This is a genomic window from Pseudoclavibacter helvolus (assembly GCF_014191305.1).
In the GTDB taxonomy this organism is placed as follows: Bacteria; Actinomycetota; Actinomycetes; order Actinomycetales; family Microbacteriaceae; genus Pseudoclavibacter; species Pseudoclavibacter helvolus.
Map to the genome: position 1 here is coordinate 340,005 of NZ_JACHWJ010000001.1, position 25,212 is coordinate 365,216.

Below are 25,212 nucleotides of genomic sequence, written 5' to 3' on the forward strand. Positions count from 1 at the left end.
AGAATCGGGGAGCGGCCGACGCACGGTCGCCACGACGGAAGGCGGCGAGAACCCATGCGCATCATCGTCATCGGAGCTGGGCTCGCGGGCCTCACCTCGGCCTGGGAGCTGCGGAAGCTCGGCCACAGCGTCACCGTGCTCGAGGCTCGCGACCGAGTCGGGGGTCGCACCTGGTCGCAGCGGCTCGGCAACGGCCAGCTCACCGAACGTGGCGGCGAGTACGTCTTCCCGACCGAGTTCGCGATTCGCCGCCTCTCGGCCGAGGTCGGGGTGCCCATCCTGAGCCACAACGTGCGGTACGCCAGGCGCACCGTCGACGGCAGTCACGTCTCGTTTGCCGAGCTTGAGGCCACGACGTCGCGCATCACCGAGACGCTTCGGCGCATGCTCGGCGACGGGCTCACGCGGGTCTCCGTCGAGGAGGTGCACCGGGAGGCGCTTGGACCCGGGTACCAGCGCAACCCGGTGTATCGGCGCATGGTTACGTCGCTCGCGAGCGACCCGAACCTCGTGAGCGCCGCCTCCGCGTTCCTCTATGACCCTGACGCTGGGCAGCCCTTTATCGACGACGGCGGGCGTTTTGTCGGGGGCAACCAGTCGCTGTCGATCGAGCTCGCCAGACGACTCGGGGCCGCCGTGCGGCTCGAGAATCCCGTGACGGCGCTCGACCAGTCGGAGGCTGGGGTCGAGGCGACGCTGGCCGATGGCTCTCGGCTGCACGGCGATGCCGCGGTCGTCGCGGTACCGCTGCCCATCCTGCGCGAACTGCGGCTCGGCTTCGACCTCCCCGAGGCGCAGCGCACCGCCCTCGACCACCGCATCATGGGCACGGCCGCGAAGCTCGGGGTTCCGCTCAGTGCGGTCGACGACGACATCGCCCTGCAGAGCCCTGACCTGACCTGGTGGTCGTGGCGCTCCCTCTCCGCTGACGGAGAGCACCGCATCCCGGGCCTCTCTTGCTTCGCCGGGAGCCGTACAACCCTCGACGCCCTGCGCACGGCCGAGGGCCCAGCGGGCTGGGTCGCGCAGCTGCGCGCGATGCGCCCTGAGCTGGTGATCGACGGCGAGGTGCTGCTCACCGACTGGAGCGCAGACGAGTGGACGCGCGGCTCCTACTCGGCCGCGTCCCTCGGCTGGACCCCGGCCGACCTTGACGCGTTCGCCGTGGCGGCCGGCCGAGTCGCGTTCGCGGGGGAGCACACCGGACTCGAGCAGACACTCAACGGGGCTGTCGTCTCTGGGCTCCGGGCAGTCGGGGCGCTTTCCGGGCTGACTGATGCGCAGGGCGGTGCCGTGTGAGCGCTCGGCCCGGTCCCAGCGACGGGGCCGGCCCCACCGGGGGAGCAGGGCGAGCAGCAGGAGCACGGGGATCAGGCGAAGCGGGCGGACTTGACGGGGCCCGAGGAGCAGGCGGGACGAGCACACTCCGCCGTCGGATCACCGCGGCGACTCTCCTCATCGTGACGGTTGCGCTCGGCTTGGCGACGCACTTCCTGCTGCCCTCCGGTCCGGTGTCCGATGTCGCGGGCGACGCGCTGTACACGGTCGCGATGTACCACGGCGTCATGATGCTCGCGCCACGCGCCCGCCCCTGGCTGCTCGCCAGCCTCGCGATCTGCTGGTCGTTTGCGGTCGAGTTTCTCCAGCTCACCGACGTTCCAGCTCGCGCGGCCGAGGCATTCGCTCCGGCGAGCCTCGTCCTCGGGGCGGGCTTCGACCCGCGCGACCTGCTCGTGTACGCGCTCGCGGGCCTGCTGGCGTGTGCTGTTGACCTCGCCGCCACGCGCATTCGGTCGCGACGGGCCGCACGCTCTCGACGGGCCAGGACGACGCTGGTACCGTGATGGCGTGTTCCTTCTGATTTTCTCCTAACGGCTGAGTAGGCCTTCCGCGCTCGTTGAGCTCGATCTCGTGTTGAGATCCTCCGAGCGGGCGGTGGCCGGTTGCTCTGACCCTCCCGGGTCGCCGTTTCGCGCACCCTGCCGTGGCACGCCTCTTTGCGCTGCCGATGGCATCCGGTGCGTCTCCTTGAAGGAACGAATCACCATGCACGCCACCTCCATCTCTCTTCCAGCGCGCCACCGCGCGCAACTCACTATCTCGGACGTCTCGCTGTTGCGCGGCGAGACGAAGGTCCTCACCTCGGTCGATCTCGTGGTCACGTCGAGCTCCCGCGTCGCGATCGTCGGCGAGAACGGGCGCGGCAAGTCGTCGCTCCTGCACGTGCTCGCGGGGACGCTCGTGCCAGACAGCGACACGGTTCGGCGCATCGGCACGCTCGGCTTCGCGGAACAGGAGATGAGCGCCGACGACAATCGAACCGTTGGGGAAGCCATCGCCGCCGCGATAGCCGAGCCGATCGCGGCGCTCGCCGAGCTAGACCGGGCAGGTGCGGCGCTCGGCGGCGAAGACCCCCGTGCCGAGGAGCGCTACGCGGCGGCCCTCGAGGTCGCCGAGGCGCTCGACGCCTGGGGCGCCGAACGGCGCGTGCTCATCGCTCTCGAGGCCCTCGACGCCGAGACCGACCAGACACGGCCCCTCGCCGAACTCTCCGTCGGTCAGCGCTACCGGGTGCGCCTCGCCTGCCTGCTTGGGGCCGACCACGACTTCCTGCTCCTCGACGAGCCCACCAACCACCTCGATCACGGAGGCCTCGACTTCCTCAGCCAGCGCCGTCGCCGAGGGCGACGTCGCGTCCTTGCGGCTCAGCGCGGTGCGCCGAGTGCACGCCGGACTCCTCGGCACGGACGAGAGCTCGCTTCGCGCCGAGCTCTCACGGCCCCGAACCTCCACAACGTCACGTTCGACAACGCGACCGCGCCGGGGCCGATCCGCGTGTCGGCCACGGTCGAGGGCGAGATCGATGGGCTCGGCAAGGTCCCCGCGGCCCACACCGTCGCTGACCTGGCCGTCGAGGAGCCCGACCTCGAGGAGTCGGTGCTGCGGCTGTACGGGTCTCAGCCGTCCGGGTCTGAGCTGTACGGAGCTCGGCCGGAGCGTGGCTCCCGTCGCGAGCATCCGCCGGGTGCATCCCAGGGCACGAACCGGCAGGCGAGACGTGGAGGCCGCCATGTCTAGGGGCCTGCCGGTGTTCGCTCGCGCGCTGCGAGAATCGTGGCGTGGGGTGGCCCTGTGGACGGCTGGGCTCGCCGCGGTCCTCTTCCTTTACCTGCCCCTGTACCCCAGCATCGGCGGGAACGGCGAGATGCAGGCCATCATCGACAGCCTGCCCGCCGAGCTCGTCAGCTCGCTTGGCTACGACCAGATCGGGTCGGGAGCCGGGTACACGCAGGCGACGTTCTTCGGGCTCATGGGATTCCTGCTGCTCACCATCGCGGCCGCGAGCTGGGGTTCCGGTGCGATCGCCGGTGCCGAGGAGAGCGGACGACTCGAACTCGACCTCGCCCACGCCATCGGCCGCGCCTCCTACGCCGGACAGGCGGCGCTCGCGCTCATCGCGCGTCTCGCCTGGCTGGTGGCCTTCGCCGGCATCGTCATCGCCGCGCTCAACGGCTCCGCCCAGCTTGGGCTCGACGGCTGGAAGCTGAGCGGCGCCTGCCTTGCTCTTCTCGGGCAGGCGCTGCTGAGCGGCACGGCCGGGCTGTTCGCGGGCGCGCTCACGGGCCGTCGGGTTTGGGCGCTCGCGGCCGCCGCAGGCATCGCAGTTATCGGCTATGCGCTCAACGCCGTCGCCAGTCAGGTTGCCGCCCTCGAGTGGCTGCACCTCCTCTCGCCGTACGCCTGGGCCTTCCACCAGCCTCCGCTCGTGGAAGGTGTAAGCATCGTGGGCGTTGGCGGGCTCTGGGGCGTGAGCGCGCTGTTCATCGCTGGCGCCGTCGTTGCGCTGCAACGCCGGGACCTCCGCGGGTGATGCAGGGGCCGACTCAGTCTTCGAGCGAGAGCCAACCGCCCAGGTAGGCTGCGACGCTGACGTCGACAGGGATGGCGGAGATCGAGGCGTCGGCGACGTCCTCCGTTCGCCAGCCGGCCGCGTCTCCCCAGCGTTCCTCGCGGCGCAGAGCGCGTTCCGACGTGACGGAGACGTGAGTGTCGAGGTGCACGGCACCCAAGTCTGAGATGCCGACCCGCGCTATCGCTCGCCGCAGGGTGGTCGTCTCCGTTGCGGCGGGCTCGGACTCGGGCTTGGACACGGGCTTGAACTCGGACTCGGACGGTCGCGCCGCCGCGAGCTCTGGGCGACCGAGATGCACGGGCACGTCCAGGTCGACGCGGACCCGCCCACGAGGCGCGGGCTCGGTCGCGGGGGTCACGCGCGGGTCGCCTCCGAACACGGGATGCACGTCGGGCGGGACGACGACGCGCGCGTGGGGGAGCTGGGCTAACAACGTGTCGACGCAGACGAACGCCGCGCCCGAGCTCGGCGCGGAATGGAGGATCGCGACGACGTCGGGGGCCGCCGTGCGGAGCGCCAGCGGGCGGGAGCCCTCGACGCCGATCTTCTGGGCGAGCAGGAGCGTCTCGCGGTTCTTCTGCTCCTGCCGGTTCGTGTCCTCGGCGCTCCGACCTGCCCAATCCGGCCCATCGTGCCAGGCCACGGCGGAGGACTCGTAGGCGAGAACGGCGCCAGCCAGCCACGCGCGGTGCGACCACTCCCAGTCCTCGCCGCCGTAGCCGAGGAAGTCCTCGTCGAAGCCGCCAGTCTCGGCGAAGAACCAACGTGTGCACGAGAACACGGCCCCGATCACGAACCGGTACGAGCGGTCGTCCGCGTCGAGCAGGTTGCGGGACCCGCTGTAGGCGTCGAGGAGCCAGGCGGGCTCAGGCAACTCGTGCTCCGGTCCCAACTTCTCGACCGGAGCCCCTGCATCCACTCCCGCGAAGTCGGCGTGCTTGCGGTGGCCCGCGACAACTGCCTCTGGCAGCACAGATGGGAGTGCCGCCATCCTGGCGACGTACTCGGGCTCCGGCGAGGTGTCGGCATCGAGGAAGCAGAGGACGTCGCCGCTCGCGCCTCGTGCCCCGAGGTTGCGCGCGGCTCCGGCACGGAAGCCGAGGTCCTCTTGCACCAGCAACCGCACACCGGATGGCACGGTCGGCGGTTCGCGCGAGCCGTCGTCGACGACGATGACCTCCAGCAGGCCCGCCGGATGCGTTTGGCGTGCGAGGGCGGCGAGGGTGCGGTCGAGCTCGGCCTGCTGCTCGAAGTGGGCGACGATGACGGACACCGACCGGGCGGATGCGGCGACGGCTGCTTCGCGAGCATCCACGAGGTCCCAGCGGTTGCCCGGGACCGAGCGACCGAACGGGGGTCGGCTAGCCGAGGCGCTACTCGCGGCTGCCTTGCGGGTCGCCGCTGGGTCCTGGGTCGCGGCTGCCTCGCGGGTCACAGGGCAGCCCACCAGGTGAGGTAGGCGCGCGCGATCTCCTCGAGGCTCGGGGAGGTCGACGTCGTGTCTTCGAGCCACGTCGACTCTGGATGCTCGAGCGCTTCCTGCAGAGCCTCGGCGAGGTGTCCCGTGCGGACGAGGTGCATCGTGTTTGGGCGGATCGTGTCCATCTCGCGGAAGTAGTCGGAATCGACCGTCAGCGGCCTGCGGCCAGCGGAGAGCCAGTCGGTGAGGGAGCCCGAAGCCGAGACATGCTGGTGGGCGATGATCGGGACTGCGATGCCGCGACTGCGCGCGAGACGCTCCTCGCGTGACAGGAAGCCGGTGCTCGTGAAGCCGACACCGAGCTGCGCCGCGTGCCGCCCGAGGTTGAGCAGCTCCTGCTCGTGGCCTGACGAGGCACACCCCAGCGCCACGACGCGCGGCCGGCTCTCGATGGGCAGAGCCGCGACGGCCTCCACCACCTCGAGGTGGCCCTTGCCCGGGTAGTAGAAGCCGAGCACGGCGACCTCGTTGCTCGGCCGCCAGCCCGCGGGCCGCGGCTGCGGGGGCTGAGCGGGCAACGGCACGACATGCACCTGGACGCGGCGACCGAGGGCGAGCTCCAGCAGACGCTGCTCGTGCAGGCTGTTGCAGACGGTGCCGGCCGCAGCTTCGACCACTCGTCGGTAGCAGTCGGTGCGGCGAGGGAAGCCGCGCTCGCCGTCGGACGCTTGCGGGACGTCGTGGAGCGTGACGCTGACGGGCCCTCGTGCGGCGAGACGCTCGAAACGCTCCGCCGCGTGTTCGGGGGTGCTGCCCCAGAGGCGGTCCGTGAAGTGCACGTGCGCGAGCTCCCCGGAGTCGAGTCCGTGTGCGCTGCGGTAGGTGACGGCGGCGTCGAGCTTGGCCACGGCTGTCGCGACGGCGCGCGCGTATTGGTCGACGCCGTGGGTCTCGTCGTCGCGATGGAGCAGCAGGGGTGGGGCGCTCACGCCGCCCTCAGTGCTTCCATGGTCGCTCCGTGCCGCGCGAGTCCGGCTTCGACGGCGTCCGGGTGGGCCGCGTACCAGTCGAGGTGGGCCGAGCGGACGCGGTCCGTGTCGATGTGCGCTCCGTCGACGGTCCAGGAGTCGGTCGCCTCGGTGTCGAGCCCCCACGCGTCGACCACTGACTGCTCTCGCGGTGCGTGGATGGAGTTCAGGATCTCGCGATCGAGGCGCAGCTCGATCTCGGGAAGCCCGAGCTGGCGCCTGACCCGCGCCGCCGTTTCGAGCCAGACGGGGTTTCCCGGGTGGTTGATCGTGCGCGCCTGCGCAAAGGAGGGGCGCTCGAAGAGATCGGAGACCGCGACGGTGCCGTGGCGCTCCTCCCGGAACCGAAGCTGGGAGATCGACTCCGCGGCCACCGCTGCGACCGCCGCCGGCGAAGCCTGACGGGGGAGCGCATCCACGCCACCGGCCTCCGCGAGCGTGCGGAGGTCGTGGTACGGGACAAGCGGCGGCACGAGCGAGGTATCGGAGGGCGGGCGGATGATCGCCTGGAACGGGTAGAGGCCAGCAAACCGGATGACGGGGAAGAGCGCCGTGCGTGCCCCGGCTCGCAGCCGCGCGCTGAGCTGCCTCGTGCCCACGGGCAGCCCCCGGTAGTCATCGCGGATCGCCTGAGTGACGAGGAAGCTCGCCCGCGCGAGCCACGACTCGAGGTGCGGCAGGTCGCCCGGCTCGAGCTCGTGCACGGGTGGCGTCGGCACGAAGCGCACGTCGTCACCGAGCGCGAGGCGCAGCGATTCGGCCTGGCAGTTGCCGATGGCGAGACCTATGGGCTGCTCGTTGGCGTTGGTGCTGGCGTTGGTGCTGGCGTTGGTGCTGGCATCGGCGTCCGGGGCGTCGCTCGACGCGAAGAACTCCGCGAAGTGCGCGAGGCGTGCGGTGGCGTGCGTCATCGAGGGAAGAGGTCTCCGAACCTGCCGATGGGAGTGGGGGCGGCTCAGTCTAGCTCCCTGGCGACGAGCCGCAGCGTGGGGTTGAGTTCCGGGTGCACGAAGTGGTAGCCGGCATCCGTGAGCCGCTCGGGCGTCACCCATCGGCTCTTCAGGATGAGCTCCGGCTCGGTGCGCAGGACCGCCATCGCAGGCTCGAGCATCCACCGCCAGGACGGGATGCCGAACGGGGCGCGCACAACCCGGCGGATGCCCGCCATGAGCGTGCGGTTGTCGCTCGGGTTCGGGCTGCTGACGTTGACAACGCCGTCGATGTCGTCGCGTTCGAGGAGGAACCGAACCGCCCCGACGACGTCATCGACGTGCACCCAGCTGAACTTCTGGCGCCCGTGCGTGCGGTACTGCGGGGCTCGTCCGTCGCCGCTCGGCGTCGGCCCGATTCCCCGGTAGCGGAGGTGGTTCGGCGCCCAGCCGTCGATGTTCGGGCCGCCGAGCCCAAGGCGGGCGAGCGTGAAGAGTTTGCTCGCGGCTGGCCCGTCGCCGAGCACGATCGCCATGCGCAGTGCCACACGGCGGGTGCGCGGCAGCTCGCCCTCGAAGAACGCGCGCTCCCAGCTCCTGGCGACGTCCACGGAGAAGCCCTTGCCGAGCTCGCCACCCGACTCCGTGTTCGGGCGGTCGGTCGCGTGGCGGTAGATGGTGGCGGTGGATGCGTTGAACCAGACCCGGGGAGGGGTTGCCGCAGCAGCGACGGCCCGCCGGAGCTCGCTGGTGGTCTCGACGCGCGAGCGCAGGATCTCGTTCCGGTTGGCGTCGGTATAGCGGCAGTTGACGGACTTGCCCGCCAGGTTGATGAGCACCTGTGCCTCATCGATGGCGCGCGTGATCGCGTCGGCATCGCCCCAGCGCACGGCCTCGTGCCTCCCGATGCGCACGACCTCCCATCCATCACGCTCGAAGTCGGCGGCCAGGGCGCGACCCACGAACCCGCTCGCGCCTGCGATGACAACTCGTGGCGCTTGTGCCGGCTCCTGGTCCTGTTTCTGCTCTTGATCCTGATTCTTCTCCAGATCGTGGTCCTGACTGGCGTGGCTCTGCTGTTCCATGAGGCCAAGTGTAGTACTTTCTGAACATGTTCAGTTTTGAGAATGACGGGCTCGATGGGGTTGACCAGCTTGACCAGCTTGACCAGCTCGACGGGCAGAACGGGGAGACCTCCCAAGCGGCTCAGCCCTCGAAGCGTGAGCGCACGCGCGCCCTCATCCGCGATGTCGCCCTCCGCTCATTCCGCGAGCGCGGCTACGACGCGACGACGGTCAGGCGGATCGCCGAGGAGGCCGGCGTCTCGGTTGGAACCACGAACTACCACTTCGCGACGAAGAACCACCTCGTGCAGGAGCTGTACCTCGACGTGCAGGAGGCGCATTCGGGAGCCGCCTTGCCGCAGCTGGAGGGGGTCCGTGATCTCGTCGACCGACTCGCGATCGTCTACCGCACGGGACTCGAGCAGCTCGAGCCGTACCATTCGCACGCCCCGGAGTTCCTTGCCGCTTCGGTCTCGCCACGGTCGCCCATCAACCCGCTCTCCGAGGAATCCGCGCCTGCGCTCGCGGTCATCCGCGGGCTCTTCGAGCGCGCTGTGGAGGGGGCGAAGTCGCCGCTCCCGGACGAGTTCAGGGCTGGCCTCCCTCAGGCCCTGGTCCTGAGCCACCTGCTGCTCGCGCTGCTCTGGGTGTACGACTCGTCGCCCGGCCGCGAGCGCACGCGGGGCATCCTCGACCGTGCCCTCAACTTGCTTCGAATGACGCTTCCCCTGACACGAATCCCCGTCGTGCGCGCGCCACTTCGGGAGCTCCTGGCGCTCGCCGGGGCCATCCGGGCATGACGGGTGCGGCGGACGTGGCCGGTGAGCCGGGCATGACACGCGAGCGGAACTCGATGGGCGCGACCGGCCGTGACGCGTCGCCGGAGCTCTCGGTCTACGAGCGGGTCCTCGGCGGCGAGGTCGCCCGGCTGCACCCGCAGCTGCGCCGCTACTTCGGTTCCATCCCGGCCGGTCACGAGGGCCGCGGTCGCGGCGTGTACTCGTGGGCCGGTCCTCGTCACCGGATCCTGCGCCCGGTGTTCTCCCTGCTCGCGTGGCGTCGCATCCTCTTCCCGGAGGGTGGGCGCGACGTGCCGTTCACGGTTACCAACACCCCTGCGCGTGGCGGCGCGCTCTCGGCGCGGCGCGAGTTCGCCTTCCCAGGCATCACGCGGGTCATGGAGGACACCATGCGGGTAGTCCGCGGCGCCGACGGAACCCCGCGCCTGTTCGACGGGCTCGGACGGCGTCGCGGGCTGGAGGTCGAGCTCGAGCTCCACGTCCACGAGGGTGGCCTGCGGATGCGCTCAACTCGGCTGGCGCTCCGGATGCCCCTGCCCATTGCGAGGAGGACCGCAAGGGGCAGGGGCAGGGGGAAGAAGGTCAAGGGGAGTGGGGCGGAGGCTCGAGCGCGTTTCCTGCGCGTGCCGCTGCCGAGGGTCGTGACGATGACGCTCGACGAGCGCGCGCATCCCGACGGCGATGGCCGCCAATGTGTGGACGTCCGACTGCGGGCGCCGCTGTTGGGCGACCTGTTCCGCTACGTCGGCGAGTTCGAGTACACGATCGTGCCTCGTTCGTCTCCGCTCGAAGGCCCCTGAGCGGAAGCGACCGGCGGATTCCCTGGCGCCAGCGCGTAGTCTCGCGCCGATACCAGCCCCAGCCAAGCCGACCCGACCGGATTCACCCGACCGGATTCACCCGACCCGATTCACCGCACCCAGCTAACCCCACTCAAACCACCCCCACCCAGACCAGCACCGGGAGGTCGCATGCACACGAGCACGGAGATTCCAGAGGTCGCCGTCGACGGCCAGGTCGCGCGGACGATCGCCATCCTCGGCGCCGGGGGCGACCTGACGGAGCGCTTCCTGCTGCCGGGGATCGCGAGGGTCGTCGACGCGAGCCCAGGGGTCGAGGTGCACATCGTGGGCGCGGCTCGCACCGCGCAGTCCCGCGACGAGTGGCGTGGGGTCGTAGAGCGGAGCCTCGAGGGTGCCGGCGTCTCGCGGTCGACGATCGACGCCCTCGTATCGAGGTCAGAGTTCGTGCAGACCGACGCGTCTTCGGCCGACGAGCTGCGCGCGCTGCTCCAGGCGTGCCCGAGCGCCCCCTTGCTCTACATCGCCCTCCCGCCGGCGATGGGCAAGAAGGTCGCGGCCGCGCTCGCCGAGCTGGAACTGCCGGAGGACCTGAGGATCGCGATCGAGAAGCCCTTCGGTGAGAGCGAAGCGGATGCGCGCGAGCTGAACAGGGCGCTCGCCGCGGTGATCCCTGAGGACCGCCTCTGGCGGATCGACCACTTCCTCGGAACGCCGGCCGCCGTTGAGCTGATCAGGTCACGCGAGCTCCTCGAGCAGAGCGGCGTGGGCGGGGTCCACGCCGCGGGCGGCGAACACAATGCGAGCGGCGAACACGACGCGAGCGGCGGCGCGGGCACTCATCCGCGGCCGGGTCGCGTCGAAATCATCTTCGAGGAGGAGCTCGGCATCGAGGGGCGAAGCGCCTTCTACGACGAGACCGGCGCGCTGCGGGACATGCTGCAGAGCCATCTCCTGCTCATCCTCGCGCTCGCGGCCATGGAGCGACCCGCTGACCGCGCCGGGGCCGTCGACGAGGCGGTGGCGGAGGTGCTTCGGGCTGTCCGGGTGTGGGACGACAGCCCCGTTTCTGCGCGCCGGGCGCGGTACACGGCGGGTGAGGTCGGAGGCAAGCCGCTGCCAGCCTACGTCGACGAAGCGGACGTGGACGAAGACCGGAACACCGAGACGCTCGCTGAGATCACGCTGCGGGTCGACACCCCGAGGTGGCGCGACGTGCCCTTCGTGCTGCGTTCGGCAAAGGGCATCGGCGGCGCGCGGCAGGAGATGGTCCTGACGCCAGGAGACGATCGGGTGCCGGCTACGCGCATCCCGCTCCGCGCCCCGGCCGGCGACAACAGCGCCGACCCGTACGCGAGGGTCATCGCTGGAATGCTGACTGGCAGCACGCTGCTCTCGGTGCGCGGGGACGTCGCCGAGGAGCTCTGGCGCATCGTGACGCCGGTGCTCGACGCCTGGAAACCGGACGCGAGCGGCCTCGGTGAATACGCGGCAGGGTCGGCCGGAGAAGCCGCGGCCGAGAGCGCTCGCTGACTTGGTGCTCACTGACCGACTGTTCGCTGACCGACTACTCGCTGACTGGGCGCCATCGGCTCAACGGCCTGCCCCCGGCCGGCCCTGGTGCTGAGCTCATGCGGCTCGGGGCCTGAGCTCACACGGCTCCGGTCCCTAGCTCAACGGCCCAGGCATCTAGGCCCCGACGGCTCGCTCGTACTGAGGCTGCCAGGCTGACGACGCGGCGGCTCCGAGCTCATGCGCCGCGCGCAATCCGAAAGCAGGGTCGCGGAGTCCCTGCCGCGCGACCGACACGACGTCCGCCCGCCACTCCCGCACGATGCGGTCTGCCTCGAGAGGGTCAGTGATGAGGCCAACCGCACCCGTCGCGACCCCGGCGGCGGCGCGGAGGTGTTCGGCGGCGAAGACCTGATAGCCGGGGCCAAGCGGTATGTCGGCAGGCACGAGGCCTCCTGATGACGCATCCACGAGGTCGACGCCGAGCTCCTTCAGGGCTCTTGCTGTCTTGGCGCTGTCCTCGACCGTGACGCCACCCTCGACCCAGTCGAGGGCCGAGAGGCGCACGAATAGCGGGATGTCTCGCCCGATCGCATCCCGCACCGCCCGCACGACCCGGAACAGGAGGAGCTCGCGGTCGGGGCCGAACTCGTCATCTCGGCGGTTCGTCAGCGGCGAGAGGAAGGAATGCAGGAGGAAGCCGTGGCCAGCATGGACCTCAACGGCATCGAATCCCGCCCGGACGGCCCTCCTGGCAGAGTCGGCGAACGCCTGCACGACCTCCGCCAGATCGCCCTCCGTGGCAGCCCGAGGCCTCGCGAAACCTGGGAAGGCGTCGGTCCCCGCCGAGATCGGCTGCCAGCCGCCGTCCTCCGGCGGCACGGTTCCACTGTGGCCAGACCAGGGCACCGGGATGGACGCCTTCCGTCCCGCGTGCCCGAGCTGTACGCCGATCGGCGTACCGCGCTCGTGGACAAAATCGACGATGCGAGCCCAGGCGGCCTCCTGCTCGTCGTTCCAGAGACCAGTGTCTGCCGTCGTGATTCGACCGTCTGGCAGCACCGCGGTCGACTCCGTGAAGATGAGCCCGAAGCCGCCGCTCGCCCTGGCCCCCAAGTGCACGAGGTGCCAGTCGCCAGGCACGCCGTCGACGGCAGAGTACTGGCACATGGGGGAGAGCCAGAGCCGGTTGTCGATCGTCAGCCCGCGTGCCGTGAACGGAGTGAAGAGCGTCGCGTCGCTCACGCGACGCGCGCCCTTTCGCCTGCGGACGGCCGTTCGGCCGCAAGGCCGGGGGCGCGGTGCGCGACCGACTCTGGCAGGCCGAGGTTGCCGCGGAGCGTCGTAGCTGGGTAGGCGCTCGGGTAGAGGCAGCGCTCCTGGAGCTCAGGGACCAGGTAGTCGACGATGTCGGTCAGCCCGTCAGGGAACGCATCCGGCGCGACGTTGAGGCCGTCGAACGCGTCCGGGCGAACCGTTCGAAGCCAGACTCCTCGGCCTCGGCCGAACGATCCGAGTCGAGTCCGGCACGACCATCCTCGACGCCCTGCTCGCCGCAAACGTGCCGGTGCCGAACCTCTGCAGGCAGGGCGTGTGCGGCGAGTGCCGCGTCGCCGTCCGTGTGCGGCCCGGCTCAGGGGCGGCGCAGGCCGCGGGAATCGAGCACCGCGACAGCTTCCTCACCGATGAGGAGAAGGACCGCGGTGACTGCCTCATGCCGTGCGTCTCCCGCCCGAGAGGCGAGATCCTGGAGCTCGAACTGTGACCGCATCCAACACCCGCAAGATCGATCGTTCGGTCGCCGTCGCCGGTTTCCCATTCCCGTTCCCGAAGGAGACGTACCGCTACAGCACCAACGTGGAGCCCGCGTCAGTTCCGCGCGCGACGACGGCCGGCTCCTGGGGTGAGCATCCCGTCGACATCGATCACGCCTACCTGGGCGAGCTCGCCGAGCGCGCGAGCATCCTGAGCTCCGACCCGTCGCGACTGCAGTGCCTGCCGCACATGGTTCCGGCCGCGTGGGATGCGATGTTCGTGCTCATGGAGGAGCTGGCGGCCGCCTACCCGCAGCACATGAGCCTCACGCGCGAGGGCGGTGGCTGGCACTGGCACAACGGGCTTCTCGGCATCGACCGCTGCTTTGCGGTCGGCGAGGCGTCGTCGATGCCGGAAGGGCCACTCGGGTTCATCGGCCAGCAGGTGCAGGAGGACATCGTGCTCCTCGATCAACGTGACGGCGAGCTGTGGGCGGACGCCGGACTCGTGACGTTCGCCGCAGACTGGTCGTTCGGCTTCGACGTCGGGATGTCCTTCCTCGAGATCCACGGCCCGGTTCCGCGCGTGCACGACGAAGGGGTCATCCCGCGCGCGCAGGCCTTCCTCATGCGGCTCGAACCAGGGCAGAGCTACCGTCGCACCAACTGGACGCTCACGGTCGACGGCAAGCTCGACACGTCGACGGAGACTTACCCGGAGTGGGGCCCCGACCGCACGGCTCTTGTGGACGGGCCGCTCGCCGCCGTCGGCGACCGACTTAACCTGCGGACCGAGGTCCAGCACCTCATTCGCCTGCCGGAATCGAACGCCATCATGTTCCTCATCCGCAGCTACCTGCTGCCGTTCTCCGCCCTCGCGACGGTGCCGGCGTGGGCGGCGCGCACGGTGGAGGTGCTCGAGGAACTGCCTGAGGACATGGCCGAGTACAAGGGCGTGCTCCGAACTCGTGAGGTCGGCGTCCGCTGGCTGCGGGAGTTCGGTGGCGTCTGCGAGGGAAGCGCCGCCGGGGCCGCGTGACGAGAACCGGTGCCAGCAACTGCTGTGTAGCCTTGCCGTCATGGCTGATGCTGAGCAGGTCTCGAGCGAGCGCGGAAGCGCGCAGGAGCACGAGCGCGGCACCGAAGGGCCCGACGCTCCTGGAGAGCAGAAGGCCCCGACTCAGCAGGAGCGAGCCGAGGCAACGCTCCGGTCGATCATGGCCGGCGGCAACCTGACCGCCGAGACGATGAAGCTCTCGAACGACTTCACCGACCGCCAAGTGTCTCGCCTCAAGGCCCTCTTTCGGCGCACCTCGTAGCGTCTCCCGCTGAATGATCCGCTGAATTACCCGCTGAACCTGCTGTTGAACGTCCCGGCGATCGACACCGCAGTCGGCGTCAGCGAGAGGGCCAGGTTGGGCGCCTAGACGAGCAGGTAGACGGCGCCGCTGATGGTCAGTACCAGCACGATGCGGTCGAACAGCTTCTGGCTCAGGCGGGGCGCGAGCCAGCGACCGAGGAAGGCGCCCCCGATGAGGAGCGGCACGAGGAGCAGGTCGAGTATGAGGGTGCCCGGGGTGATGAGTCCTAAGCCGATCGAGAACGGCAGCTTCGCTATGTTGACGATCGCGAAGAACCAGGCTGCCGTGCCGAGGAAGGCCTTGACTGGGAACTTGGCGGCGAGGAAATACATCGACATCACGGGTCCGCCGGCGTTGGCGACCATCGTCGTGAACCCGCCGAGGGAGCCGTAGCCGGCACGGGCGACCTTGGCGGCCCGGTCGCTTGGTGTCTCCGGGGTTCGGTAGCGGCGCCACACGGTGATCGCCACGAGGACTAGCAGGATGATGCCGATGACGCGCCGCACCCAACCATCGTCGGCGAAGGCGAGGAAGGCGGCACCCGCGAGCAGGCCGACGGCGACCGCCGGGATGAGCTTGACGAGCGTCGGCCAGTCGGCGTGGCGCCGGTAGGTCCAGAGCGCGAACATGTCGCCGACGATGAGTAGCACCAGGAGGGCGCCGGTCGATTGCTTGGCCGGGAGAACCGCGGCGAATGTCGCGACCGACAGGGTCGTGACTCCGGGCAGGGCGGTCTTCGAGATCCCGACAGCGAAGGCGGCGGCTGCGAGCAGCGCCCAGGCGAAGGCGGGCAGTTGGGGGAGCAGCTCGAGCACTCAACGAGTCTAGGCCCGAGGCCGAGTTTGTCCTGTCGTGCCGACAAGTGCGTGAGTCTCGGGACGCGCTTCCCGGTGCGTGAGGCCGGGGCTCGATGAGTAGCTGGCCCGCGGGCGCGCCAACTCTGCGGGGGAAGCACACGGCGCGCGCCGCTTCACACGCGGTTCCGGCGAGCCGCAGGCCCGGTTCAGTCGCCGGCGAGCTCCTCTGGCCAGGGCGGGTTCGCGCCGGCGCGGGCGACCGTGACCGCCGCGCTGCGTGCCGCGGTCGCGAGGGCGGCATCCACCCAGCTCAGGTCGGGATCGTCTACGAGCAGGCTGTTGCGGATGCTCGGCGCCGAGACGGCGTGAAGCAGCCCGGACATGAAGGCGTCGCCAGCCCCGACCGTGTCGGCGACGCGGACAGGCGGTGCCTGCACGGTCAGCTCGCGCTCCCCGGCGCGCGCGAGGGCGCCGTCGCCGCCGCGCGTCATGACGGCGAGGCGCGCGCCGAGCTCGACGAAGCGCTGCAGGACCTCGGCGGGGGTGAATCCGGGGTACAGCCACTCGGCGTCCTCGTCGCTGAGCTTCACGACGTGACTGAGCGCGATCAGCGCTTCGACGCGGTCGCGCACGGAGTCGCGCTCGCCCATGATGGCAGCGCGAACGTTGGGGTCGTAGCTCGTGAGGATCCCGCCGCGCGCTCTCGCGTCGCTGAACGCGACGCGGACGACGGCGGCACCTGGCTCGACGACCGCGCCGATTGAGCCCGTGTGCAGGACTTCGATACCCGCGAGGTCTGGGGTTGGCAGCGAGAAGTCGAGGTCGAACTCGTAACTGGCGCTCCCGTGCTCGTCGAGGGTCGCCTTCGCGGTGGACGTGCGCTGCCCGTCGAGCGCGCCGTCGACGAGGGTGACGCCCGATGCTTCGAGGTGGTCGAGCACAAGTCTGCCGAGCTCATCGTCGGCGAGTCGGGCCGCGAGCTTGGCGGAGTGGCCGAGGCGGGCGAGGCCGACGGCGACGTTCATGGGCGAGCCTCCGGGCAGCGCCCGGCCGTCGGGGGAGTCGGCGTCGCCCGGCAGCAGGTCGACAAGCGCCTCTCCGAGCACAAGCGCGCTGGCGAGGTCGCCGGCCTCCCGTGCGCCGAGGGTTCCCACATCGGTGGATGCATCGTGGTGGTTCATGAGATCGCCTCCGGTGCGACGTCGCGACCGCTCAGCCAGAGGAGCAGGTCGATTGCGGTTCCTCGAACGGCCGGTCCTTGGCCGAGCGAGAGGGACGGTTCGGGTCTTGCGTCCGTTGCCACGAGGCGGCGGCCGGCGGCGAGCTCGCGCCCGCCACCCATCGCCACGGGCGTCTTGCGCTGGTAGGCGATCGCTTCGAGTACGGCGCCGACGGGGTAGGTGTGCGCGATGCCGAGGGGCCGACGGATGTCCTCGCCGTGCACGATTGCCTCCACGTAGCGCTGCGCTGCCGGCGTCGGCGCGCTTGTGGTGCGGCCGGTGACCTCGCGAAAGCGCGCGAGCGTGTCGCTCGGCCGAGCCCGGCGCTCCTCCTCGACGCCGCGCTGGTTGAGGGCGTCGAAGTCGAACGTCGCCGCAGCCAGTCGCGCGACGAACCGGAACCGGGTGGTGCTGGCGTCGTTCACGAGGTGGGCGAGCACGTCGTGCACTGTCCATCCGGTGCAGAGCGAGGGCGTGGCCCAGTCTGCGTCGTCCAGGTGTTCGAGGTCGGCGACGAGGGCTCGCCGTTCGGCGTGCACGATGCTCCAGTGCGATTTCTCTCGGCTCACCTGACCGACGCTACCGTCTCCATGACGTGGCTGCGAGCGTCACGGCGGTAGCGCTCGTCGCGGCGGAGGGGAGCTGTGAAGTCAACCCCGTCGGAGGAGGGGGCGAGCATCCGTAGCCTCAGGGGATCATCCCCCGACGAGAGGAACTCCCGTGCGCGCAGTGACGTGGCAGTCGAACGGCAAGGTCGAAGTTGCGACGGTCCCCAGGGCCACCATCGAGGATGCGGGGGATGTGGTCATCAGGGTCACGTCGGCCGCGATTTGCGGGTCCGACCTGCACCTCTACAGCGTGTTCGGGCCGTTCCTCGCGCGGGGCGACATCCTTGGCCACGAGACGATGGGCATCGTCGAAGAAGTGGGCGACGGCGTGAGGAAACTCGCAGTTGGGGATCGAATTGTTGTGCCGTTTGTGATCGCCTGCAGAGACTGCGAGATGTGCCACTCGGGGCTGTCGACCCAGTGCGACGTCACGCAGAACCGCGAGCAGGGGACCGGTGCCGCCCTCTACGGGTACACGGAGCTCTACGGTTCGGTGCCGGGCGGGCAGGCCGAGTTCCTGCGCGTGCGCCGCGCTGACAACAACGCGATCAAGGTCGGGCATGCGCTCTCCGACGAGCGCTACCTGTTCCTCAGCGACATCCTCCCGACAGCGTGGCAGGGGGTGCAGTACGCCAACGTGCCCGAGGGGGGAACGCTCGCCGTGCTCGGGCTCGGGCCGGTTGGTCAGTTCGCGGCCCGCATCGGCAGGTACCTCGGGTACCGAGTGCTCGGCGTCGACCCGGTGCCGGAGCGGCGGGCCCTGGCCGAACGGTACGGGGTGGAGGTGTTCGACTTCGACGAGGCCACGGCGGATGCGCTCCGGGAGGCGACGGGTGGCCGCGGCCCCGATTCGGTCGTGGATGCAGTTGGTCTCGAAGCGCACGGCGTCGGAGCGGGCCCCGCCGGCGGTGCTGGTCTTGCTGGCCTGGCCGGGTTAGCACAGAAGGGTGCCGGCCTACTGCCAGACGCGCTCGCGAAGAAGGTCATCGAGACGGTGGGAGTCGATCGGCTCTCGGCACTCGTGCTGGCTCTCGACGCAGTGCGTCGCGGCGGAACCGTCTCGCTGAGCGGTGTCTACGCTGGAGTTGCGGACCCCATGCCGCTCATGACGATGTTCGACAAGCAGCTCACGCTGCGCATGGGGCAGTGCAATGTGCAGCGGTGGATCCCCGAGCTGCTGCCGCTTGTTGAGGATGCGAGCGACCCGCTCGGTACGGAGGACCTCGTGACCCACCGTGTCCCACTCGAGGACGCGCCCCGCATGTACGACGTCTTCCAGAAGAAGGCCGACGGCTGCATCAAGGTCGTCCTGAAGCCCCGCGGCTAGCGGGGGAGCCGAGTCGCGTCTCGCCCCTGGCATCTCACTCCGCGGCGGCAGGCTCCCAGCGAAGGAGCTCACCTGGCTGGCAGTCGAGGGCTTCGCAGAGCGCCTCGAGGGTCGTTAAGCGCACGGCCTTAGCGCGGCCGTTCTTGAGGACGGCGAGGTTGGCAGGCGTGATGCCGACTCGTTCGGCGAGCTCGCCGACGGACATCTTCCGTCGCGCGAGCATCACGTCGATGTCGATGGCGATGCCCATCAGATGACCTCGTCGAGCTCGCCGCGGAGGCTCAGCGCCTCTGCTTCGCGCTGGGTGGCAAGGCGCAAGAGCATGCGCATCACCACCATGAGAAGGGCTCCGCCTGCCGTGACAAGCGCGGCGCCGCAGAGGAGGCCGATGAGGCCGGGCGCTGCAGAGCCTGGGGCGAGCAGGACTGCGAGCACGAAGATCGTGAGGGCCGCGACGGCCATGGCGCCGATGATCGTGTCGACGTAGCGGAAGGCCCCTGCGAGAAGACCGAGCCGCTACGGACCATCGTCAGGAGGCGCCAGATGCAGACGGCGCTGACCTGCAGCGTGAGAACGAAGATCGCGGCAAGCGCCACGAGCGCGACGCGGGCCACCATGGGAACGCCGGCGAGGTCAGCCCAGACGAGCGGCAGGAGCAGGAGCTGGACGCCGAGTGAGCCGATGAGCGACACGGCGATGAGTGTCTTGAGTATGAAGATGGTGACGGTGCCCACGGCGTGACCTCCTGCTGTACAACGATGTTTTTCTATCGATTATCGATAGGTTACCGCAGGTTCGTCGATCAGCGGGCGCACGTGAGCGAAGCGGAACGTTCTAGAAGAGCGGCCAGGGCGCGGCTGGCATGTCGCCCTCCGGGGGCGGGAACTCGCCTTCCTCTGCGAGGCGGTCGACGCGGGCGGCGAGCTGTTCGAGCTCCGCGCCTGAGAGCAGGGCGGCGAGTTGCGCTCCGAGGCCACCGTCGCTCGAGTCATCGAGTGCCTCGCGGAGCTTTCGGATGCTCGCCGCTTCGTCGTCCGTGAACGGTTCGCCGAGCCACCCCCAGAGCACGGTGCGCAGCTTCGGCTCGACGTGGAACGACAGGCCGTGGTCGACGCCGTACCGGTGCCCGTCGGACATGGCGAGCACGTGGCCGCCCTTGCGGTCGGCGTTGTTGACGACGGCGTCGAAGATCGCCATGCGGCGGATCGGTGGGGAGTCCTCGTGCACTAGCACGACTTCGCGGCCAGTCTCGTCTTCGCCGGTCAGGACGGTACGCCACCCCGACTCAGGGACATCCGTCGCGTCGACGAGGTCGACGGCTTCCTGAGACTCGTCGATCTCCTGCCAGAGCTGGAGCATCCCGGGCCCGAACTGCCCGTCACCGAGCCAGGTGCGCGGCACGATGTTCCAGCCGAGGGCTTCAGAGACGAGGTAGGCGGCGACCTCGCGGTTTGCGAGGTCGTTGCCGGGGAAGTCCCAGAGCGGCTTCTCTCCCCGCGACGGCTTGTACACGACTTCGACCGGGTCGGCCCCCGGAGCCGTGTACGTCCCGACGAACGTCGCGTTCGACGCGCTCATGACGCGGGCGGTGAGCTCGAGCGTCTCGCCGGACCTCGACTCCGCGTCCGGTTCAGCCCCGTCTGGCGTGGCGCCGCCGACCGCCTTCCCGCTCGGTTCGGCTTCGGTCACAGGCCGTCGTCAGCCGGGCAGTTGTGGCCTTCCGGGTCCATCGGGAGGCCGCAGCGCGGGCACAGGGAGCGACCGGCGCCGACGATCTCGAGGGTGCGCTTCGCGAAGGCACGGGCGGAGCCGACTGGGATGCGCACCCGAAGGAGCTCCTCCGGTTCGGCGGCTTCGACGAGCTCGTCGAGGCCCGCCATGCGGGCGAGTTCGGCCTCGAGGGCTTCGGTGTCGACGTCTGCGTCGATCTCGAGTTCGACCTCGACGACGGGAATCACCTCGAGGATCACCTGCGCCGTGGCGGGCTCCCAGCCGAGGCCGATGGTGCCGACGCGGAAGCGGCCGTCGACTGGGGTGTCAAGCGGCTCCTCGTCGATGAGCTCGACGGGAGTCGAGCTCGGCACGCTGTAGCGGTTTCCGTCTTCGAGCATGATCTGGTCGAGGATCTCGTCGACCTTCTCCGCGAGCAGGGCCGACTGCTCCTTCTCGAGGATGACGCTCACGACGCGAGCTCCGTCGCGGGCCTGCAGGTAGAAGGTGCGCTCGCCGGGTTTACCGAGCGTGCCGACGACAAATCGGTCCGGCCAGTCGAATTCGTGCACGAGGGTCGTCATGTGCTCAAGCCTATGCTCAGGCGGCCCGGCCTGCGCCGCCACCGACGGTTGCGTCGCCCGAATGGGGTGCGCCCGCCGCGGAAGTCGGGGGCGGGGCCAGCCAGGAGAGGTCCCCTGCGTCGGAGTTGATGACGGGAACGCTCGGGCGTGCCCTGCCGTAGCTGATGATCGAGATGGATGCTGGGCCAACGGCGAGGCGCTGGAACAGGTCGAGGTGCATCCCGAGTGCGTCGGCGAGCACCGACTTGATGATGTCTCCGTGGCTGACCGCGACCCAGGCGGCGCCAGGTCCGAACTCGCGCTCGACCTCGGCGTCGTGGCCGCGGATAGCCGCGACGGCTCTCGCCTGCATCGTTGCCATCGATTCGCCTTCTGGGAAGGTCACGGCAGATGGCTGCGTCTGGACGGTGGCCCAGAGCTCTTCCTTCGCGAGCTCGGCGAGCTTCCGGTTCTGCCAGGCGCCGTAGCCGCATTCGGTGATGCTGTCGTCGATCACCTCGAGCGCTGGCTGCAGGTGCGGATCCGAGTACGCGTCGGTGGGCTGCTGCGCGCGGATTGCTGCGGCCGTCTCGATGCAACGCTCAAGAGGGCTTGTCACGAGGCGGGCGAGCGGCACGGAGGCGAGCCTCGCCCCTGCCGTGGCGGCCTGTGACCTGCCCGTCTCGTCGAGGAAGACTCCTGGGGTGCGTCCCGCGAGCAGCCCACTCGCGTTCGCCGTGGTGCGTCCGTGTCGGACGAGGATGACGGTGGCCATGCGAGTCACCCTAATCGGTAGGTCGCGGGAGGTCCCTGCGCGCGTGCCGGCCTGCCTGCGCGCCTCAGCGCTCGGTGAGCTGCCCGCCCTCGACGTGCCAGGCGCGGTTCAGCTGCACGGTCTCGAGCATCCGCCTGTCGTGGGTGACGAGCAGGAGGGTGCCCTCGTAGTGTTCAAGGGCCTGCTCGAGCTGTTCGATCGCGACGAGGTCGAGGTGGTTCGTCGGCTCGTCGAGCACCAGGAGGTTCACGCCGCGCGCCTGCAGGAGTGCGAGGCCCGCCCGGGTCCGCTCGCCCGGGGAGAGCTCGTCGGCGCGGCGCCCCACGTGGTCCGCCTTGAGGCCGAACTTGGCGAGCAGAGTGCGCACCTCGGCGCTTGGCCAGTCCGGCACCTGCGCCTCGAACTGCTCGGCAAGCGGAGCCGGCCCGGTGAGGGCGGCCCTGGCCTGGTCGATCTCGCCGATGGCGACGCTTGAGCCCAGGCTCGCGGTCCCCGAGTCAGGTCGGATGTGCCCGAGCAGTAGGCGGAGGAGCGTCGACTTGCCCGCGCCGTTCGGCCCGGTGATGCCGATGCGATCCCCGGCGTCGACCTGGACCGAGACGGGGCCGAAGGTGAACTCGCCGAGGTGGAGCTCGGCGCGCGAGAGCGTTGAGACGACGGAGCTGGAGCGAGGCGCCGCGCCGATCGTGAACTGCAGCTGCCATTCCTTGCGCGGCTCTTCTACCTCGTCCAGGCGGGCGATGCGGCTCTCCATCTGGCGAACCTTCTGGGCCTGCTTCTCGCTCGACTCGGTGGAGGCCTTGCGGCGAATCTTGTCGTTGTCCGGCGCCTTGCGCATGGCGTTCCGAACGCCCTGGCTCGACCATTCGCGTTGCGTGCGGGCGCGCCCCACGAGGTCGGCCTTCTTCTCCGCGAACTCCTCGTACTCCTCGCGCGCGTGGCGTTTGGCGGTCGCGCGCTCCTCGAGGAACGCCTCGTAGCCGCCGCCATACACGCGGTTGCTGTGCTGGGCGAGGTCGAGTTCCAGCACGCGGGTGACGCTGCGGGCGAGGAACTCGCGGTCGTGGCTCACGAGGACAACCCCGCCGCGAAGGCCCTGGATGAACGCCTCGAGTCGTTCGAGTCCGTCGAGGTCGAGGTCGTTGGTCGGCTCGTCGAGCAGCACGATGTCGAAACGCGAGAGGAGGAGCGCGGCGAGGCCGACGCGCGCGGCCTGCCCGCCGGAGAGGGACGTCATGTGGGCTTCGGCGCTCAGCTCGAGGCCGAGCTCGGCCAGCACTGCGGGGAGACGTTCCTCGAGGTCGGCGGCGCCGCTCGCGAGCCAGCGCTCGAGGGCGACCGCGTAGACCTCGCCAGGGTCAGGGGCACCCGGCTTGGCTTCTTCCGCGAGCGCCTCGGCGGCCGCATCCATCTCCCTGGTCGCCTCGGTGGTTCCCGTGCGTCGCCCGACGTACTCGGCCACGGTCTCACCCGCGACGCGCTCGTGTTCCTGGGGGAGCCAGCCGATGAAGGCGTCGGCCGGGGCCAGTGAGACGCTGCCTTCCAGAGGTTCGTCGATGCCGGCGAGGAGGCGCAGCAGGGTCGACTTGCCCGCGCCGTTTGCGCCGACGACGCCGACCACGTCGCCGGGGGCAACGACGAGGTTCAGCGAGGAGAACAGGGTTCGATGGTCGTGGCCACCGGCGAGGTCCTTGGCGACGAGGGTTGCGGTCATTGCTCTATGGTCGCGCACTCCCGCGCCGCGCGGGGACGGCACGCGCTGTGGGGGATGCGCTGAGGGGGCGCGCCTGGCGTGGTCACGAGCGGCTGCTCGACGCGGCAGTGACGGCTAGACGAGGGCGTCGGCGTGCAGGGCCCCGACGATCGGCGCGAGCTCGGGTACCTCTGCCGCCTCGGTGAGCGACTGTTCGAGCACCGAGTCGTGCGTGGGTCGGGCTCGCTCGAGGAGTTCGCGGCCCAAGGGTGTGAGTTCGGTGTAGATCCCGCGCCGGTCGTCGTCGCAGAGGATGCGGGTCAGTAGCTCTCTGTCTTCGAGGCGAGTCACGAGGCGCGTCGTCGCGCTGCTCGAGAGGGCGGCCGCACGGGCCAGCTGGCGCATCCGCATGTGCCAGCCGTCTTGGCGGCTCAGGGCGTCGAGCACTGTGAACTCGACGACGGACAGCTTGTGCTCGCGCTGCAGCGAGCGTTCGAGTTCCATCTCGATGATTCCGTGCAGCGCGGCGAGTGTGCGCCATCCGCGTGCGCGGATTTCCACCGCGTCGTCGGCGATTCCCATGTGTCCTCCTCGGTACTTGCTCCCCGAATGGTACTCCACTTGCGCGGATATAGCGCGTGTGCAACCATCTAATTCATTGCGTGTGCAACTACTGCACGCGCCGTATATCGCTGGAGGAAACATGCCTATCGCGCTCCTCGCGCTTGCCCTCGGTGGGTTCGGGATCGGGCTGACCGAGTTCGTCATCATGGGGCTGCTGCCAGAGGTTGCAGCCGACTTCGCCGTCTCGGAGGCGGTTGCCGGCTACCTGATCTCCGGCTACGCACTCGCCGTTGCCGTCGGGGCGATCGGCCTGACGGTCGCAATCACCCGCATCGACCGCAAGAAAGCACTCGTTGGGCTCATGGTGATCTTCATCGCAGGCAACGTGCTTTCGGCGCTGGCGCCCAGCTACGAGATGATGATGCTTGGGCGCATCGTCGCGGCGCTCAGCCACGGCGCATTCTTCGGTATCGGGGCGGTCGTCGCGGCCAACCTGGTTCCCGCGAACCGCAAGGCCGCAGCCATCTCGCTGATGTTCGCGGGGCTCACGCTCGCCAATGTGCTCGGCGTGCCGATCGGCACCTTCATCGGGCAAGCCGCGGGCTGGCGCTCGACGTTCTGGGTGATCTCCGTCATCGGCGTCGTCTCCCTCATCGGCATCGCGCTGCTCATCCCCGCGACGGTCGGGCGAACCGGCGGGGGCAGCATCCTCGCGGAGTTCCGCATCTTCCGCTCAGGGCAGGTGTGGGCCTCAATGATCATCACGGTGCTCGGCTACGGCGGAATGTTCGGGGCGTTCAGCTACATCGCGTTCACGCTCACCGGGGTGTCCGGGTTCGCCGCGTCCACCGTGCCGTGGCTGCTTGTGCTCTTCGGGGTTGGTCTCTTCGTCGGCAATATCGTCGGCGGTAGGGCCGCAGACCGGAACCTCGGGCGGACCCTGCTCGTGCTGCTTGTCGGGCTCATCGTGAGCCTCGTCGCGTTTGCACTGCTCGCGTCCAGTCAGGTCGCGACGCTGGTGCTTCTCGTCCTCATGGGTGGCTTCGGGTTCGCGACGGTGCCCGGCCTCCAGATGCGCATCATGAACTTCGCCGGGGACGCTCCGACGCTCGCGTCCGGCGCGAACATCGCGGCCTTCAACGTGGGGAACGCGTTCGGGGCGTGGGTGGGCGGACTGACGATCGCGGCCGGTCTCGGCTACGCGTCGCCGCTGTGGGCAGGTGCCGCGGTCACGCTCGCGGGTCTCGTGGCGCTGCTGATCGCGGGCGTCATGCCTGGCGGCGAGCTCCGCCGCGGGGCGCGAGCGAGCGAGTTGCCGACCGCGCAGGTGGCGCCCGCTCCCGCCCATTCCGCTTGACCGGGTGCGCGGCCGGG

At 69.9% G+C, this 25,212-nt stretch carries 27 protein-coding genes and 1 pseudogene; 12 read left to right on the forward strand and 16 right to left on the reverse strand.

Annotated elements, in window-relative coordinates; genetic code table 11:
* Positions 1-54 precede the first annotated feature (54 nt).
* From FHX72_RS01490 to FHX72_RS01505, 4 genes and pseudogenes are all read left to right on the forward strand, one after another.
* On the forward strand, positions 55-1,299 hold the full coding sequence (locus FHX72_RS01490) for a flavin monoamine oxidase family protein (RefSeq protein ID WP_183622596.1): 1,245 nt from the start codon (positions 55-57) through the stop codon (positions 1,297-1,299).
* A 161-nt stretch (positions 1,300-1,460) separates the two neighbouring features.
* Positions 1,461-1,844 carry a DUF2809 domain-containing protein gene (locus tag FHX72_RS01495; protein ID WP_183622598.1) on the forward strand — a complete coding sequence of 128 codons (384 nt, stop codon included), beginning with the start codon at positions 1,461-1,463 and terminating at the stop codon, positions 1,842-1,844.
* 202 nt (positions 1,845-2,046) lie between these two features.
* A pseudogene (locus tag FHX72_RS19545) lies at positions 2,047-2,679 on the forward strand (ATP-binding cassette domain-containing protein); the annotation flags it as partial.
* A gap of 391 nt (positions 2,680-3,070) precedes the next feature.
* Positions 3,071-3,871 (forward strand): ABC transporter permease subunit, encoded by an 801-nt coding sequence (locus FHX72_RS01505; protein ID WP_183622600.1) that lies wholly within the window; start codon positions 3,071-3,073, stop codon positions 3,869-3,871.
* A 13-nt stretch (positions 3,872-3,884) separates the two neighbouring features.
* On the opposite strand, the gene FHX72_RS01510 is transcribed toward FHX72_RS01505, so the two are convergent.
* Genes FHX72_RS01510 through FHX72_RS01525 form a run of 4 tightly spaced genes read right to left on the reverse strand, consistent with a single transcriptional unit; the run spans position 3,885 to position 8,375 of the window.
* Positions 3,885-5,348: a glycosyltransferase family 2 protein gene (locus FHX72_RS01510; protein ID WP_082775092.1), complete on the reverse strand. Its 1,464-nt coding sequence runs from the start codon at positions 5,346-5,348 to the stop codon at positions 3,885-3,887.
* On the reverse strand, positions 5,345-6,322 hold the full coding sequence (locus FHX72_RS01515; protein ID WP_068477441.1) for a glycosyltransferase family protein: 978 nt from the start codon (positions 6,320-6,322) through the stop codon (positions 5,345-5,347). The genes FHX72_RS01510 and FHX72_RS01515 overlap by 4 nt, the downstream gene beginning before the upstream one ends.
* A complete protein-coding gene (locus FHX72_RS01520) occupies positions 6,319-7,272 on the reverse strand; it encodes a WcbI family polysaccharide biosynthesis putative acetyltransferase (protein WP_183622602.1) in 954 nt (317 codons plus the stop codon). The genes FHX72_RS01515 and FHX72_RS01520 overlap by 4 nt, the downstream gene beginning before the upstream one ends.
* Positions 7,273-7,316: 44 nt before the next feature.
* Positions 7,317-8,375 (reverse strand): epimerase, encoded by a 1,059-nt coding sequence (locus FHX72_RS01525; RefSeq protein WP_183622604.1) that lies wholly within the window; start codon positions 8,373-8,375, stop codon positions 7,317-7,319.
* A gap of 26 nt (positions 8,376-8,401) precedes the next feature.
* On the opposite strand from FHX72_RS01525, the gene FHX72_RS01530 reads away from it, so the two are divergent.
* The 3 genes from FHX72_RS01530 to FHX72_RS01540 all read left to right on the forward strand — a co-directional run bounded on the left by FHX72_RS01530 (position 8,402) and on the right by FHX72_RS01540 (position 11,487).
* Positions 8,402-9,154, forward strand: a complete 753-nt coding sequence (locus FHX72_RS01530) for a TetR/AcrR family transcriptional regulator (RefSeq protein WP_082805728.1) — start codon at positions 8,402-8,404, stop codon at positions 9,152-9,154.
* Positions 9,151-9,954, forward strand: coding sequence for a DUF4166 domain-containing protein (locus FHX72_RS01535; protein ID WP_068477438.1), 804 nt, complete (start codon positions 9,151-9,153; stop codon positions 9,952-9,954). The genes FHX72_RS01530 and FHX72_RS01535 overlap by 4 nt, the downstream gene beginning before the upstream one ends.
* Positions 9,955-10,125: 171 nt before the next feature.
* A complete protein-coding gene (locus FHX72_RS01540) occupies positions 10,126-11,487 on the forward strand; it encodes a glucose-6-phosphate dehydrogenase (RefSeq protein ID WP_183622606.1) in 1,362 nt (453 codons plus the stop codon).
* Between the two features lie 156 nt (positions 11,488-11,643).
* Here FHX72_RS01540 and FHX72_RS01545 read toward each other — a convergent pair whose 3' ends face one another.
* Together FHX72_RS01545 and FHX72_RS18680 are read right to left on the reverse strand one after the other, a co-directional pair.
* Positions 11,644-12,711 (reverse strand): oxidoreductase, encoded by a 1,068-nt coding sequence (locus tag FHX72_RS01545; RefSeq protein ID WP_183622608.1) that lies wholly within the window; start codon positions 12,709-12,711, stop codon positions 11,644-11,646.
* Positions 12,708-13,025, reverse strand: a complete 318-nt coding sequence (locus tag FHX72_RS18680; protein WP_183622610.1) for a hypothetical protein — start codon at positions 13,023-13,025, stop codon at positions 12,708-12,710. Before FHX72_RS18680 ends, FHX72_RS01545 begins: the two co-directional genes overlap by 4 nt.
* Here FHX72_RS18680 and FHX72_RS01555 point away from each other — a divergent pair.
* From FHX72_RS01555 to FHX72_RS01565, 3 genes are read left to right on the forward strand one after another with little or no spacing between them, the layout of a single operon-like run.
* Entirely contained in the window at positions 13,013-13,231 is a 219-nt protein-coding gene (locus FHX72_RS01555; protein WP_244964012.1) for a 2Fe-2S iron-sulfur cluster-binding protein, read from the forward strand. The two genes, FHX72_RS18680 and FHX72_RS01555, sit on opposite strands and share 13 nt — an antisense overlap.
* Complete coding sequence (locus FHX72_RS01560) at positions 13,228-14,259, forward strand: heme-dependent oxidative N-demethylase family protein (RefSeq protein ID WP_338109996.1); 1,032 nt, start codon at positions 13,228-13,230, stop codon at positions 14,257-14,259. Before FHX72_RS01555 ends, FHX72_RS01560 begins: the two co-directional genes overlap by 4 nt.
* 40 nt (positions 14,260-14,299) lie before the next feature.
* A complete protein-coding gene (locus tag FHX72_RS01565) occupies positions 14,300-14,539 on the forward strand; it encodes a hypothetical protein (protein WP_068477426.1) in 240 nt (79 codons plus the stop codon).
* A 104-nt stretch (positions 14,540-14,643) separates the two neighbouring features.
* On the opposite strand, the gene FHX72_RS01570 is transcribed toward FHX72_RS01565, so the two are convergent.
* From FHX72_RS01570 to FHX72_RS01580, 3 genes are all read right to left on the reverse strand, one after another.
* Positions 14,644-15,396 carry a sulfite exporter TauE/SafE family protein gene (locus FHX72_RS01570; protein WP_338109997.1) on the reverse strand — a complete coding sequence of 251 codons (753 nt, stop codon included), beginning with the start codon at positions 15,394-15,396 and terminating at the stop codon, positions 14,644-14,646.
* A gap of 188 nt (positions 15,397-15,584) precedes the next feature.
* Positions 15,585-16,559 carry a carbohydrate kinase family protein gene (locus FHX72_RS01575; RefSeq protein WP_183622614.1) on the reverse strand — a complete coding sequence of 325 codons (975 nt, stop codon included), beginning with the start codon at positions 16,557-16,559 and terminating at the stop codon, positions 15,585-15,587.
* Entirely contained in the window at positions 16,556-17,167 is a 612-nt protein-coding gene (locus tag FHX72_RS01580) for a maleylpyruvate isomerase family mycothiol-dependent enzyme (RefSeq protein WP_183622616.1), read from the reverse strand. Before FHX72_RS01580 ends, FHX72_RS01575 begins: the two co-directional genes overlap by 4 nt.
* Before the next feature lie 151 nt (positions 17,168-17,318).
* Between FHX72_RS01580 and FHX72_RS01585 the strand changes: the two genes are divergently transcribed.
* Positions 17,319-18,533, forward strand: a complete 1,215-nt coding sequence (locus FHX72_RS01585; RefSeq protein ID WP_183622618.1) for an alcohol dehydrogenase catalytic domain-containing protein — start codon at positions 17,319-17,321, stop codon at positions 18,531-18,533.
* 34 nt (positions 18,534-18,567) lie between these two features.
* Here the strand turns inward: FHX72_RS01585 and FHX72_RS01590 are convergent, their stop codons facing one another.
* The 7 genes from FHX72_RS01590 to FHX72_RS01620 form a co-directional block, all read right to left on the reverse strand.
* On the reverse strand, positions 18,568-18,783 hold the full coding sequence (locus tag FHX72_RS01590) for a helix-turn-helix domain-containing protein (RefSeq protein WP_183622620.1): 216 nt from the start codon (positions 18,781-18,783) through the stop codon (positions 18,568-18,570).
* Entirely contained in the window at positions 18,783-18,995 is a 213-nt protein-coding gene (locus FHX72_RS19550) for a DUF2975 domain-containing protein (protein ID WP_338109998.1), read from the reverse strand. The genes FHX72_RS01590 and FHX72_RS19550 overlap by 1 nt, the downstream gene beginning before the upstream one ends.
* 372 nt (positions 18,996-19,367) lie before the next feature.
* The gene (locus FHX72_RS01600; protein ID WP_338109999.1) at positions 19,368-20,222 is read right to left on the reverse strand and encodes an SCO1664 family protein; all 855 of its coding nucleotides are present in this window, start codon (positions 20,220-20,222) and stop codon (positions 19,368-19,370) included.
* Positions 20,219-20,827 (reverse strand): DUF3090 domain-containing protein, encoded by a 609-nt coding sequence (locus FHX72_RS01605; RefSeq protein WP_183622622.1) that lies wholly within the window; start codon positions 20,825-20,827, stop codon positions 20,219-20,221. Before FHX72_RS01605 ends, FHX72_RS01600 begins: the two co-directional genes overlap by 4 nt.
* A gap of 16 nt (positions 20,828-20,843) precedes the next feature.
* Positions 20,844-21,581 carry an MSMEG_4193 family putative phosphomutase gene (locus FHX72_RS01610; protein ID WP_068477411.1) on the reverse strand — a complete coding sequence of 246 codons (738 nt, stop codon included), beginning with the start codon at positions 21,579-21,581 and terminating at the stop codon, positions 20,844-20,846.
* A gap of 64 nt (positions 21,582-21,645) precedes the next feature.
* Complete coding sequence (locus tag FHX72_RS01615; RefSeq protein ID WP_068477409.1) at positions 21,646-23,295, reverse strand: ABC-F family ATP-binding cassette domain-containing protein; 1,650 nt, start codon at positions 23,293-23,295, stop codon at positions 21,646-21,648.
* A 114-nt stretch (positions 23,296-23,409) separates the two neighbouring features.
* The gene (locus FHX72_RS01620) at positions 23,410-23,856 is read right to left on the reverse strand and encodes a MarR family winged helix-turn-helix transcriptional regulator (protein ID WP_068477407.1); all 447 of its coding nucleotides are present in this window, start codon (positions 23,854-23,856) and stop codon (positions 23,410-23,412) included.
* A gap of 121 nt (positions 23,857-23,977) precedes the next feature.
* Between FHX72_RS01620 and FHX72_RS01625 the strand changes: the two genes are divergently transcribed.
* Positions 23,978-25,195, forward strand: coding sequence for an MFS transporter (locus FHX72_RS01625; protein WP_183622624.1), 1,218 nt, complete (start codon positions 23,978-23,980; stop codon positions 25,193-25,195).
* Positions 25,196-25,212 lie beyond the last annotated feature (17 nt).

Excerpts from the sequence above, each read along its gene's own strand:
- FHX72_RS01615 (WP_068477409.1), bottom strand. The coding sequence starts at position 23,295 with ATGACCGCAACCCTCGTCGCCAAGGACCTCGCCGGTGGCCACGACCAT.
- FHX72_RS01505 (WP_183622600.1), top strand. The coding sequence starts at position 3,071 with ATGTCTAGGGGCCTGCCGGTGTTCGCTCGCGCGCTGCGAGAATCGTGG.
- FHX72_RS01530 (WP_082805728.1), top strand. The coding sequence starts at position 8,402 with ATGTTCAGTTTTGAGAATGACGGGCTCGATGGGGTTGACCAGCTTGAC.
- FHX72_RS01525 (WP_183622604.1), bottom strand. The coding sequence starts at position 8,375 with ATGGAACAGCAGAGCCACGCCAGTCAGGACCACGATCTGGAGAAGAAT.
- FHX72_RS19550 (WP_338109998.1), bottom strand. The coding sequence starts at position 18,995 with ATGGCCGTCGCGGCCCTCACGATCTTCGTGCTCGCAGTCCTGCTCGCC.
- FHX72_RS01520 (WP_183622602.1), bottom strand. The coding sequence starts at position 7,272 with ATGACGCACGCCACCGCACGCCTCGCGCACTTCGCGGAGTTCTTCGCG.
- FHX72_RS01605 (WP_183622622.1), bottom strand. The coding sequence starts at position 20,827 with ATGACGACCCTCGTGCACGAATTCGACTGGCCGGACCGATTTGTCGTC.
- FHX72_RS01575 (WP_183622614.1), bottom strand. The coding sequence starts at position 16,559 with ATGAACCACCACGATGCATCCACCGATGTGGGAACCCTCGGCGCACGG.
- FHX72_RS01540 (WP_183622606.1), top strand. The coding sequence starts at position 10,126 with ATGCACACGAGCACGGAGATTCCAGAGGTCGCCGTCGACGGCCAGGTC.
- FHX72_RS01625 (WP_183622624.1), top strand. The coding sequence starts at position 23,978 with ATGCCTATCGCGCTCCTCGCGCTTGCCCTCGGTGGGTTCGGGATCGGG.
- FHX72_RS01620 (WP_068477407.1), bottom strand. The coding sequence starts at position 23,856 with ATGGGAATCGCCGACGACGCGGTGGAAATCCGCGCACGCGGATGGCGC.
- FHX72_RS01590 (WP_183622620.1), bottom strand. The coding sequence starts at position 18,783 with ATGGGCATCGCCATCGACATCGACGTGATGCTCGCGCGACGGAAGATG.
- FHX72_RS01610 (WP_068477411.1), bottom strand. The coding sequence starts at position 21,581 with ATGGCCACCGTCATCCTCGTCCGACACGGACGCACCACGGCGAACGCG.
- FHX72_RS01535 (WP_068477438.1), top strand. The coding sequence starts at position 9,151 with ATGACGGGTGCGGCGGACGTGGCCGGTGAGCCGGGCATGACACGCGAG.
- FHX72_RS01565 (WP_068477426.1), top strand. The coding sequence starts at position 14,300 with ATGGCTGATGCTGAGCAGGTCTCGAGCGAGCGCGGAAGCGCGCAGGAG.
- FHX72_RS01490 (WP_183622596.1), top strand. The coding sequence starts at position 55 with ATGCGCATCATCGTCATCGGAGCTGGGCTCGCGGGCCTCACCTCGGCC.